This is a genomic window from Pedobacter namyangjuensis, assembly GCF_003313325.1.
Taxonomy (GTDB): domain Bacteria; phylum Bacteroidota; class Bacteroidia; order Sphingobacteriales; family Sphingobacteriaceae; genus Pedobacter; species Pedobacter namyangjuensis.
Genome location: NZ_QMHQ01000001.1, coordinates 368872 through 381444 on the forward strand (window position 1 = coordinate 368872; position 12573 = coordinate 381444).

Here is a 12573-nt window from a genome sequence, read left to right on the forward strand (position 1 = left end):
AATTTAAGTGGGATAAGTTAACAAAAAATCAATATAGTTTTTGTGATAAAACCCTACTTTTAACCGTTAAAATACACCAATGAAACGGATTTTATATACAGTTTTGCTACTTGCGATGGCAACAAAAGGCACTCAGGCCCAAAAAACAATTACCTCTTGGAACAAAAATCAAGTTATAGCGCATAGAGGCGCCTTTAAAAAAAACAACTTACCAGAAAATTCAATAGCATCCTTAAAACACGCTATTGCGCTAAAATGCTACGGTAGCGAGTTTGATGTACATATGACCTTAGATAGTATTTTGGTTGTTAACCACGATCACGACTTCTACAAACTCCCGATAGCAAAATCTACTTACAAGCAGTTGTTAGAGAAAAAACATCCAAATGGAGAATCAATACCAACGTTGGAAGAATATCTCAAAACAGGCATGAAGCAGAAAAAAACGAAGCTTATTTTAGAAATTAAGCCTTCTAACTTAGGTTCTGAAAGAGATATCGCTACAACCGAACGTTCGTTGCAAATGGTAAAAAAACTTAAAGCCGAAGCTTGGGTAGATTACATCAGTTTTGGTTACGATATCTGTACTTACATTATTAAAAATATGCCGGGTGCTCACGTGTCTTATTTAAGAGGCGAAGTAACTCCGGAACAGTTAAAAAAAGATGGCTTTAAAGGCGTTGATTATCATTTTTCTGTTTATCAGCAGAACCCAGACTATATAGAAAGATTTAAAAAGTTAGGTATTAGCGTAAATGGTTGGACCGCTAATACGCCAAGTGAAATTGGTTTTTTATTGGCAAATGACACAGAATTTATTACCACCAACGAACCAGAATTAGCTTTTGAAATGGCCAAAAAATCACCGAAAACAAAAGGCTGGAAATTGGTTTGGTCTGATGAGTTTGGAATAAATGGCTTGCCAAACACTAAAAATTGGGGTTATGATGTTGGCGGAACAGGCTGGGGAAACAATGAAAAGCAATTTTATACAAATGCTGATACCGCCAATGCTGTGGTAAAAGGCGGCTTTTTAAATATTACAGCCCGCAAAGCGGATAAAGACAAATCTAATTTTACTTCGGCTCGCTTAACCAGTAAAAACAAATTCGACTGGAAATACGGACGTATGGAAGTGCGTGCTTTGCTACCTAAAGGAAAAGGTTTGTGGCCTGCAATCTGGATGTTGCCAACAGAGTGGAAATACGGAGGATGGCCGAAAAGCGGAGAAATAGATGTAATGGAGCATGTTGGCTATTCGCCAGACACCGTACACGGAACCGTGCATACCCAATCTTTTAATCATAGCATTGGTACGCAAGTAGGCAAAGCTATAAAAGTTGATGATTTAGGAGCACAGTATCATGTTTATGCTCTTGAATGGTATGAAGACAGAATAGATTTATTTGTAGACGACATGAAGTATTTTACATTTAAGAACAGCGGAAAAGGAGTGGACGAATGGCCATTTGACCAGAAATACCATATTCTATTGAACTTGGCCGTTGGCGGAAACTGGGGTGGTAAATTTGGTATAGATGAGCACATATTTCCGGCAACTTACAAAGTAGATTACGTAAGGGTTTTCCAGAAATAAATGGATACTTTAAATATTAAAAACGGCGGAGGTTTTAAATCTTCGCCATTTTTTTGGCATAAAAAAAGCCCCCGATGTAATCGAGGGCTTGGTAAAATATGATAATAATTATATTACTTTCACATTAACGGCATTCAAACCTTTTCTACCGCTTTCAACATCGTATTGAACTTTGTCGTTCTCACGAATCTCATCGATAAGGCCTGTTGAATGTACAAAGATCTCGCTATCGCCATTTGCAGGGATAATGAAACCGAAACCTTTAGTTACATTGAAAAATTTTACTGTTCCTTCTTGCATTGTATTGTATATTAATAATTAAGTGTGCAAGGTACATATTTTAATCCTAATAAAAGCAAATACCAATTATTTTTGTAAATATAATTAAATCAATAGGTTACGAACCTGTATTGCCTACTAAAATAATGTCAATTTCGCTAGGATGAGCTATGCCTAAAGTTTCTCCGGGTTTAACATAAAATAGGTTTTGCAAATACACGTCGGCTAAGCCTTGCAGCAGCTTTTTTCGTTGCTCGCGGTATTCTTCCAACACAAATTCGGTGCCTTTGTTAACATACATTTTTCCATTGGCATCTACCACTACCGAAAAACTGTAAGAGAAGTTTTTGTAAGATTTATTGATCTTGATTTTATAAAGCGGATAGAAATAATCTACAGATGATCGTCTTTTGTTTAATGAATCGGCTGTGCTAACCTTTTCTACCGTTACGTTTTTACTGTTTGGGATAAATCTAACCGGTTGTGTAGCCGGAAATGCAGTTTTAGGGTTAGATGGTTCTTTATTAGATTTATCGACCAGCTTTTGTACAAACGCAGTGTCTGCTTTTGTAGGTTTTCTCAAATCTGCGAGCTGTTTTTTAAGTTTGTTATCGATGTAATCTTTTGAATAAAAAATACAGTTAACGTCAGATCTTGGATCGTCATTACCGGCAATACTTCGTCCATCAACGTGTAAACGCTGTAAGATTAAACTGTCTTTACTAATAACCAATGCCCTAAAATATTCTCTGGCAAAATTGTAAACTCTTCCGTGGTCGTGGTGCAAGTAAAAAGCTTCCATTCCGTTTTTCTCTGGGCTGTAGGCCAATATCGAGTCTGGCGCTTTAACTTGTATGGTCCAGCTTGGAACTTGCTGAAAGCCATCTTCGTTAAAAGACAATCCGCTAGAAAATTTTCGTTTTGCTTCGTAAAATAAAATTCCATCTACGTCTGCAAATTTCAGATTGTTTTCTGGCAAGTCTTCATTTGCAATACCAGGCTTAGCATCTGATTTGTCTTCGACTGGTTTTTCTTCTGAACTGCAAGAAAACATCGCTACAGCAAGAAAAAAGAGGGTAAAAAAACGAGTGGATTTATAATTCATTTTATGCAAACAGATAGAGTAACAACGACAAATATATTATTGTTTCCCTTTTAACAGGATAACATTAGCAACTTTTCTTGCGCCGTCGTGATCCCATTTTTTATTGTCTGAAGGATAATTGACTACGCCATTTTCGGTAGTTCCATTTACCCAAAGTGCTGTAGATCCACCTCCATCTAGGTTAATGGCGCTTATACAGCCTAACCATTTCATTGTTTTTGTTAGCTCATGCAAGCTCATTCCGGCCGAATTTTCCTGTCGGCCATCAACTGTTAATAAGATAATTTTCCCGTTTGGCTTTATACCGATTGCGCTACGTGGGTGACGCAGCTTAGTAAACGCTGTAGTATCTAAAACTTCGATATTGTTGTTAAAAATTAACAACGGACCGCTGTTCATCACATCTTTATCAGGTAAGTTTTGCTCCCAAGTGCTGGTTCCATCCCATTTCTTTAAGGTTAGCTTTCCATCGTTTATCACTACCGCTGCCTGCTGATGTCTAGCTCTTCTGTTGTTTTTTTCTAACCTATTTTCGTTAATAATTTTGCCTTCAGATTTAATAAAATCTACAGAGCCACCATTTTTTATATCGAAAAAAGTACCGTTTATTGCTGCGAAAGCGTTGCGTTCCGTGCCGAACGTTGGTGTTGTTTTTAATTCTTTTTCTTCATAGCCTATAGAGAATTGAGGATAGCGACCTTTATTCCTCACCTCTAGATAAGCAATGTGCTGATTAGCTGCAAACAATTCTTTATTGCTGAAATGATGCGTTAGGAGTTTCGTTTTTGGCGCAACACGCTTTTTCGCCCATTTGGCAGACTTAAAGTTAACAGAATCGATATTTTGAGCTATCGCAACTTGCGAGGCTAAAATAAAACAGATAAAAAAGGATTTTTTAAGCATGGTTTAAACATAAAAAAACCCGCTCAAATTATTGAGCGGGTTAATGTTAAATTATTTCTTCGGGTTTAGAATGTCGTTAATTCTAATTGCCAAATCATCATAATGTGCTTTAGTAATTGCATCGCCAGCAACTGCTCTTGCTTTTGCGGCTGCATATAAGGTTTTAAGCTCTACTCTTACCAACGGTCTAATATCGGTGACACCCACATTAATCGGTGTAAAAGAAAAACCTGGAGGCAATCCGGTTGGCATAGGCGCATCTACCATTAAACTACCTAATCTATCAACATAACCACGTTGTAAATTACGTTTAAATCCGTCTGGTCTACCTGCAGCAAAAATTGAACTTCTTAAGTCGGTAAACAATTCGGGAACGGTATAAGCCGTAGCTCCATTTTTAGCTTCATTATCAATTAAACGAAGCAATCTTGATGAAGTTAAAATGCTGTTTACCGTATTTGTTTGTGCAGATTTGATTCTGGTTAACATAGAGCCGTTATCAAATTTGTTTAACAAATCGCTATTAATTAACCAAAGCGGAGATGTAAATAATTGTTTGTTTAAGAAGGCAACCGCTTCTTTTTGCGTTGCTTTAGAAACGTACTTGTAAACTGCGCCAGCTTGGTCGTAAGTTTTATAATTTTCGCTTAAACCGCCAATATTAAACGTAACGTGGCCCATATAACGGCTAAACTGACCAATAATTTCGCCATAAATTTCAGATAAGTTGCCATAATCCTTACCAGCTTCGTAAGTCCATTTTTCTACGTTAGGCAAAATGCGTTTTAAGTTAGCAATACCGTAAGTACTTGCTTTCATTGCATTATCACCTAAATCTTCACTTTGGTCACGCGGATCGTAAGCATTGCCTTGGCGACCGTAAAAATATAGTGGATTGCCGGCTTTTTCTTTTACCCAAGCGTCAAGCTTAAGTTTTTCTTGCTGAACAGTAAGGTTGCCTGGAAACCAAGTGTAGCCCCATTTTACCGCCCATTTATCGTATTCGCCAATGCCTGGAAACATTCTAACCACACCATCTCCGGGTTGCGCAACGTAGTTAAAACGAGCGTAATCCATAATAGAAGGAGCAGTTGCATATTTATCTGTAAATGCTTTAGAACGTAAAGAATCTACCGGATAAGCATAACTAGAACCGAAATTGTGAGGTAAACCTAAAGTATGTCCTACTTCGTGAGATGATACAAAACGGATTAACTCGCCCATTTGATGATCGCTAAATTTAGCTTTACGAGCCTCTGGATTAATAGCCGCGGTTTGCACAAAGAACCAGTTTCTCAATAAGTTCATCACATTGTGGTACCAACCGATGTGCGTTTCTAAAATTTGACCTGTACGAGGATCTGAAACGTGTGGCCCATAAGCGTTAGGAATATCAGAAGCGAAATAACGAACAACTGAATAACGAGAGTCGTCTACGCTAAATTCTGGATCTTGCTGTGGAGTTGGTGCTTCTTTACCGATAATGGCATTTTTAAAGCCAGCGGCTTCAAAAGCTGTTTGCCAATCGTTAATACCGTTAATTAAGTAAGGCACCCATTTTTTCGGCGTAGCCGGATCAATATAAATTACAATAGGTTTTATTGGCTCAACCAATTCGCCACGTTTGTAAGCTGCGGTATCTTTTGGAACTAAATTCCAACGGTGAATGTAAGCGGTACGTTCTGCTTTTTGAGCATCTGTACCATAATCCGTTTGTCCTTGACCAAAATAACCTACTCTTGGATCCATTAAACGAGCTTTAACAGGCGTTTTTGGTAATAGCAACATCGAAGTGTTAAACTCGAAAGTGATAGCACCGATGCTATTGTCTATTGGAGATTCTGCAGAGCGATAAGTTTTAGCCGTTGCAACCTCAATGTTTAGTGGGTAGGTTTTAATTGTGTCTATGTAAGATCTTGTTGCATCGTACATGGTTGTTTTATAGGCCTTTCTCAATGCATCAGATGCACCAATTGCCATAATATCGCCATTGTAAAAATCAGTTGCATCAATAATTACACCTGTAGTATCTTTATTGTAAGCTTTAATTTCAAATGAAGCTAAAATGCTTGATAGGTTTGAGTTCTTAACCGATTGATACATATCGGAATTTTCGTCGGCACGAACAGAATAGCTAGGCACGCGAACAAAAACCTGTTTACCGCGACGTTCCCATTGCCAAACCTGCTCGTTTAATTGCTCTCCACCATATTGTTGGTTGCCAACTTTAACGCCCGATGGCACTTTAGCTAAACGTGTAACCACTAACATTTCGCGGTTTAAAACAGAGTCAGGAATCTCAAAATACCATTTGTCATCCACTTTGTGTGTTTTAAAAAGACCGGTTTTGCTTTTTGCCTTAGCGGTAATTACTTCAGAATAAGCTTTAATACCTTCTTTTTTAGGAGCTGCACCTGCAGCGGGTGTAGCCGGTGTTGTTGCAACAGGAGTTGTTGCCTTTTTTTTCTTTTGCGCTAGGGCATCATTGGTGCCTATAGCACAAAGAAAAACCATACTTGCAAGCGCCAGTACTTTTGGGTTCTTAATCATGTGTGTATATAAAAATTAGTTGATTGGTTTTTTTGGAGGGTAAAAATAGGCTTGTGTTACAGCAAAGCATACACGTAAAAGAAATGTTACATTTGGGCTCAAATTCGGCGTTTTAACTTTAAAAGTTTTACAACTAGCTTATCGTTTCTGGCCAGCTCTATAATTACGGTTTTACTATCATATGATTTGAAAAATTTTGAAATATCATCTAATGAATATTGCTCAATTGGTTTGAGGTTTAATGATAGGAGCTCATCATTCTCCAATATTCCCGCCTTAGCCGCAGGCGAGCCAGGCTCAATTCTTCCAATAAAATATCTATCATTTTCAATATAGGTTTCAATTCCCGACATGTCGTAATCAAACGGTTCTTTATAGTAGTTGTTCGGTTTTAAGTAAATGTTGTTTTGAAGATAGTCGTACGTTACATTGAAACGCCTCAGAAATTCTGCTCCTAAATTTCCATCTTGCATTTTATATCCTGTTTTAGCTGCCACAGATTCGAATGCTGGAAAACCAGATAACATATTTTTAAAATGATATTTTCCGAAGTTGAACATAGCTATTCTACCTATGTGACCATCAATGAGGCCATTTAATCCAACACCTAAATTTGCTACTATAGTAGAATCTGGCAAAGGAAATGGTTTTTCATCCAGCGCCTGCATTGAAAGAGCGTGGCTTGCCCCGCAATCCAATAAAAGCTTCACTGTATGTTTTGCCTTATTATCTAGGATTAGATCGGCCAAAACATAAGGCCTATTATTAATTAATTCAATCGTAAATTTTGCACCTTTTTTTAGCGGGTTAGTATTTGGGTCTAAAAAAACTAATCGTTTTGTTGAGTAGTTAATTTTAACCACAAAACTATTAAAGAAATAGTAACCTATAATGCCATGAATTTTAACGCCTAAATAGTTGGAGAGATTAAAAATATCTTTCTTTAAAATTGCTGTAGGAATGTGTTTTATACTAGCATCTTTTATATCAACGTTGATTTCACTTGAAAGAAATGCCTCAACTTCCTCTCCCTTTCCTAGCCCATAAATCTTCGTATTTCTTAACACTTTAAGACCTAAAGTATCAACCATGGTGGGTTCAGTAATAATAAGCGGGCCAACACCGGTATCTAGAATAAAGTTGTAAGGACCTTTCCCATTAATTGTTAGTGGTATAATGATAAGGTTTTTAACCATCTCAAAATCCATAGCATTTTTTTTCTGCTTACCAGAAAACGAAAAAGATTGAGCTAAACAGTTGCCAAAAACAGCAAATTGAAACAATATTACACCCACAAGTAGGGCAATAGTTGTAACTTTTATACTTTGTTGGCCAATTTTCATCAAACTAAATTAATAAATTAGAAGGCATATTTCATTAACCTAACCACGTGTCATGCAAAAAACTTTACCCAATAAATTTCATTTGTTAATAGGATTGTTTTTTATGCTGTCTATAGGGTTGTTAGCTTGTTCCCCAAATAAAATTATCGCGAAAAAAGTTAGTAGGGAATTCACCAATTCAGAAGTGATTAATAAATATCAGGTTGGATTTGCCCTTTTTGATTTGGAAAAAAAGGAGATGATTTACCAAAAAGATGCAGACAAATACTACACGCCCGCATCAAACACAAAACTGTTTACTTTTTACGCAGGAATAAAAGTTCTAGGAGATTCTATTCCGTCGTTACGTTACATAGAAAAAAGCGATTCGTTAATTTTTTGGGGTACCGGAGATCCATCTTTTCTTCACTCTGTGCTAAAAGGAAGTAATGCCTTTAATTTATTGAGGCAAACGAACAAAAAACTTTTCTTCGCCCCAGGCAGATATACTGGTGATTTTTATGGAAATGGCTGGCAATGGGACGATTATAATGCTTACTATCAGGCCGAAATAAACGAATTGCCGCTTTTTGATAATATGGTATTAGTAAACTCGGCAACTGACGGAAATATGAAAATTACGCCAGAAACTTTTGCCACCTGTTTTATTACCGATAGCGCAAAAATAGCGGGAACTTTTCGGGTAACAAGGGATTTTAATAGTAATGTTTTTAGCAAGCCAAATATTAATATACCAACTAAATTCGAACAACAAATTCCTTATAAAGTTAGTACTGCTTTAACCGTAAATTTATTGGCCGATACATTAAATAAATATGTGGGCATTGTGAATATGGCAATGCCGAAAGATGCCAAAACCATTTACAATATTAAAAGTGATTCTGTTTTTAAACAATTGATGTTACCAAGCGACAATTTTGTTGCCGAGCAATTACTTTTAGTTTATGCAGATAAACTTGGTCTGCCAATGAATACCGCCACGGTTATAAACCATGTAGAAAAAAACTACTTGGCCACATTGCCAGATAAACCTAAATGGATAGATGGCTCTGGGCTTTCTAGAGGAAATTTATTTACGCCAAGAACCATGGTAAAACTGTTGGAGCTGATCTATGCAGAATATCCGGATAAGCAAAAACTCTACAGCTTGTTGCCGGCCGGGGGTAAAACCGGAACGCTAAGAAATGCTTACCCAAAAACAGATACTCCGTTTGTTTTTGGTAAAACCGGAAGCCTTACAGGGGTACACAACCAAAGTGGTTACATGACTACAAAAAAGGGTAAAACCTATATTTTTTCTTTCCTTAACAACAATTTTGTTTTGCCTACGGCAGATGTTAGAAAGGAAATGGTAAGGATAATGACCTTAATTCACGATAAATTTTAATGATACAACGATGAAATTTTACCTAGCCTGTGTACTTTTTGTTTTGTGTTTATCGGGCTTTGCCCAAGAGCAACACGTTTACAACAGTAAAAATTTGCCTAAGCCAGATACAACCTGGGTTTTTGCTCCTAAGACGTTTGATAAAACGCAAAGCTTGGCAGTAATTTTTCTATTGCATGGCTATAGCGGAAATTATAAGCAGTGGAACGGAATTATGGATGCTCAAAAATACGCCGACGAGTATAATATGGTTATTGTTTGTCCGGATGGGATGTTTAGCAGTTGGTATTTAAACAGTCCTGTTAAGCCAGATTGGCAATACGAAAACTTCTTTTTCGACGAGCTGTTTCCGGATATTAAAAAACGATATAACTTTGATGATAAAAAGGTTTTTATAACAGGATTAAGCATGGGCGGGCATGGCGCCTTACATCTTTTTATAAAAAAACCTGAGTTATTTACCGCAGCAGGGAGTACTAGTGGCGGTGTAAAATTGGCCGAAAGTTTTGGCAAATTTGGGTTGCCAGATTTATTGGGAAACCCGCCACAAGAACACGAATTATGGAAGACTTTTTCGGTATTACACAACATTGAAAAGCTTAAAGGAAATAACAAACCAATTTATTTCGATTGTGGCGCCTCAGATTTTTTCTATGTGGGCAACAACGAACTAAAGCTGAAATGCGACGATCTTAAATTAAATGCTACTTACCTCTCTCAACCAGGGAGCCACAATGGGCAGTACTGGAAAAAGTCTATCAAACAGCAATTTGAATTCTTTAAAAACCTAAAGTAATACGCATGAAATTAAAATTCCTATTTAGTTTATTGGCTATGGTAATGGCCTTAAGCGCATGTAAAAAAAGCAATGTAATGCCAACACCCGAGCCCGAACCTCCAATTACTACACCTTACGTACCCGATAATAGTTTTAAAATTGTGGCCTACATGCCCAGCTATCGCGACCCAAATACGGTAGCAGATGCGAAATACAAAATGATTACCCATTTGTTTTACGCATTTTTGAATCCAAGTGCTACAGCAGACGGTTCTTTTCAGGCATTGGCAAATCAACCTAGGTTTCTTGCCTTGCAACAGAAAGCAAAAGCCAACAACGTAAAATTTGGAATCTCTATAGGCATAACTTCTGGACTTACCGAGGCAACTTTTGCAGCCATAGCAGCATCGCCCACGGCAAGAGCAAATTTTGTTAAAAACGTAGTTGATTTTGCCAACACCAATAATTTAGATGGTGTAGATATGGACTGGGAATACCCAAGGACGAACGGAGGCAACCCAAACAAAGATTTTACTGCGTTAATGAAAGCACTTTCTACAGAATTGCATAAGGCAAACAAGTTTTTAAGCGCCGCAATAACACCAGCGGTTTATACTTCTACCAACAAAGATGCCATTGAGCCGGAAGTTTATAATTATGTAGATTTCTTTAATATTATGCAATACGACGGTGCCGGATACGATACTGCAGAGCCCTTAAATCATGCCTCTATGAAAATGACAGATGCAAGTTTAAATGTTTGGCTTACTACGAAAGGGATGCCAAAAGAAAAAGCCATTTTAGGAATGCCATTATACGGAAAAGATAACGCAGGGGCATCCCTCGGTTATAGGGATATTGAAAGTTCTGGTGCAGATGTAAATTTGAATGTGGCAACAGTGGGCGGAAAAACCTATGGCTACAATGGTATTCCGTTAATTAAGGCAAAAACACAATTAGCAAAAGAACGTTGCAACGGAATTATGTTTTGGGAGTTTTCTCATGATACAAACAACGATAAATCGCTGATTAAGGCAGCCAACGATCAACTAGGAAGAGCATATTAATGATAGATTTTACCAAACTTTCATCGCCTTTGGCAAATACGATAAATGTTAACGGCGATGAATATTTATATTTCGGTGGAACTGCTTATTTGGGCATTCCGCAAAGCGATGATTTTCTGAAACTTTATATAGAAGGAATAAAAAAATATGGACTAAATAACGGTACTAGCAGAACCAACAATGTTCAGCTGGGGATTTACGATGAAGTAGAAGCTTATGCCAGCGCAAAATTTGGCGCACAAGCAGCCTTAATTACCTCTAGTGGTTATTTGGCAGCTCAGTTATTAGTGCAAAACTTGTCGGGTTCCAGAGAAATTAGCTATGCGCCAGCTTCGCATCCGGCATTGTGGTTAACGGAAGATCCGAAAATAACGGGAACATTTACTGAATGGTCTGCCAATTTAGTTGATGAAATTAATAACAGTGATAAGGAAAATTGGGTAATTGTAACAAATAGCATGAACAACCTTTTTCCGGAAATTTATGATTTTTCTTTTGTTAGCAAGCTAAATAAGCAGGTTATTCTTATTGTTGATGATTCTCATGGTATTGGTATAAATAATAATGGCCTAAGCGCTTTATCCATTATTCCGCAAAGCGAAAATTTAAAAACTATTTTGGTAGCCTCAATGGCAAAAGCGCTTGGCGTGGATGCCGGTTTGGTGCTCGGACCTTCAGATTTAATCCAAGATTTGAAGAGAAGCAATATGTTTTTAGGAGCGTCACCACCTTCTGCAGCGGGTTTGTATGCATTCAAAAATGGGTCGGAAATTTACGAGAGCCAATTATCAAAACTTAAAAACAATACGGCAAAAGTTGCCGAAGTATTGGCTAAAAGTAATAATTGGCATTTTGTTGATCAATTTCCGGTGTTTCTAGCTAAAAATGCAGACCTTAGCGCTCGGCTTTTGCAACAAAAGATACTTGTTTCCTCTTTTCCTTATCCAGACAAAAACGGGCCTAAAGTAAACAGAATTGTATTGAGTAGTTGGCATAGCAGAGCTGATATAGAAACATTATTACAAGCAATAACTTAGATGAAAAATATTTTACTTATTCTATTGGTAGTTTTCTTCGGACAACAAACCGTTTTAGCACAAAAACCAGTTAAAATTTGGGTGGTAAGGCATGCCGAGAAAGATGTAACAGACCCGAAAGATAAAGACCCAGAATTATCTGATTTAGGTGCAGAAAGAGCAACTGCTTTAATGAAGTATTTAAAAGGTGATAGAATTGATTCTATTTACACCACAAACTATAAACGAACAAAACTAACGGCTTTTCCTTTAGCGGATATTATAGGAATTGCTATGAAAACCTATGAGCCTACCGAACAAAAACAACTTGCCAAACAACTAATTGCAAATGCACAAGGCAAAAAAATATTAATTGTTGGCCACTCTAATACGGTTTTAGACGTTGTTGAAGCTTTCGGCGCAGAAAAACCGGTTAAAGAATTAACAGATGAAGATTACGACTACATTTTTGTGATAACCGTTAAAGGCGATAAGGCAGAGGTAAAAGCAGAACGTTTCGGTAAAGAACACCGAAGCAAGGAATAAAA

General features: G+C 37.3%; 11 protein-coding genes. 6 read left to right on the plus strand and 5 right to left on the minus strand.

Going from position 1 to position 12573, the window contains the following annotated elements; all coding sequences use genetic code 11:
• The first annotated feature begins 79 nt into the window (after positions 1-79).
• Positions 80-1597, plus strand: coding sequence for a family 16 glycosylhydrolase (locus DUT69_RS01745; RefSeq protein WP_113651412.1), 1518 nt, complete (start codon positions 80-82; stop codon positions 1595-1597).
• 108 nt (positions 1598-1705) lie between these two features.
• Here DUT69_RS01745 and DUT69_RS01750 read toward each other — a convergent pair whose 3' ends face one another.
• The 5 genes from DUT69_RS01750 to DUT69_RS01770 all read right to left on the minus strand — a co-directional run bounded on the left by DUT69_RS01750 (position 1706) and on the right by DUT69_RS01770 (position 7642).
• Positions 1706-1897: a cold-shock protein gene (locus DUT69_RS01750; RefSeq protein ID WP_113651413.1), complete on the minus strand. Its 192-nt coding sequence runs from the start codon at positions 1895-1897 to the stop codon at positions 1706-1708.
• Between the two features lie 97 nt (positions 1898-1994).
• Positions 1995-2981 (minus strand): hypothetical protein, encoded by a 987-nt coding sequence (locus DUT69_RS01755; protein ID WP_113651414.1) that lies wholly within the window; start codon positions 2979-2981, stop codon positions 1995-1997.
• Between the two features lie 36 nt (positions 2982-3017).
• Positions 3018-3884 carry a phosphodiester glycosidase family protein gene (locus tag DUT69_RS01760; RefSeq protein WP_113651415.1) on the minus strand — a complete coding sequence of 289 codons (867 nt, stop codon included), beginning with the start codon at positions 3882-3884 and terminating at the stop codon, positions 3018-3020.
• Between the two features lie 51 nt (positions 3885-3935).
• On the minus strand, positions 3936-6434 hold the full coding sequence (locus tag DUT69_RS01765; RefSeq protein WP_113651416.1) for a zinc-dependent metalloprotease: 2499 nt from the start codon (positions 6432-6434) through the stop codon (positions 3936-3938).
• A gap of 98 nt (positions 6435-6532) precedes the next feature.
• Entirely contained in the window at positions 6533-7642 is a 1110-nt protein-coding gene (locus DUT69_RS01770) for an aspartyl protease family protein (RefSeq protein ID WP_162796148.1), read from the minus strand.
• A gap of 187 nt (positions 7643-7829) precedes the next feature.
• Between DUT69_RS01770 and DUT69_RS01775 the strand changes: the two genes are divergently transcribed.
• From DUT69_RS01775 to DUT69_RS01795, 5 genes are read left to right on the plus strand one after another with little or no spacing between them, the layout of a single operon-like run.
• Positions 7830-9164 (plus strand): D-alanyl-D-alanine carboxypeptidase/D-alanyl-D-alanine-endopeptidase, encoded by a 1335-nt coding sequence (locus DUT69_RS01775; RefSeq protein ID WP_113651418.1) that lies wholly within the window; start codon positions 7830-7832, stop codon positions 9162-9164.
• Positions 9165-9174: 10 nt separating this feature from the next.
• On the plus strand, positions 9175-9960 hold the full coding sequence (locus tag DUT69_RS01780; protein WP_113651419.1) for an alpha/beta hydrolase: 786 nt from the start codon (positions 9175-9177) through the stop codon (positions 9958-9960).
• A 5-nt stretch (positions 9961-9965) separates the two neighbouring features.
• Positions 9966-11009 (plus strand): glycosyl hydrolase family 18 protein, encoded by a 1044-nt coding sequence (locus DUT69_RS01785; protein WP_113651420.1) that lies wholly within the window; start codon positions 9966-9968, stop codon positions 11007-11009.
• Positions 11009-12046 carry an aminotransferase class I/II-fold pyridoxal phosphate-dependent enzyme gene (locus DUT69_RS01790; RefSeq protein WP_113651421.1) on the plus strand — a complete coding sequence of 346 codons (1038 nt, stop codon included), beginning with the start codon at positions 11009-11011 and terminating at the stop codon, positions 12044-12046. The genes DUT69_RS01785 and DUT69_RS01790 overlap by 1 nt, the downstream gene beginning before the upstream one ends.
• On the plus strand, positions 12047-12571 hold the full coding sequence (locus DUT69_RS01795) for a phosphoglycerate mutase family protein (RefSeq protein WP_113651422.1): 525 nt from the start codon (positions 12047-12049) through the stop codon (positions 12569-12571).
• The last annotated feature ends 2 nt before the right edge of the window (positions 12572-12573 follow it).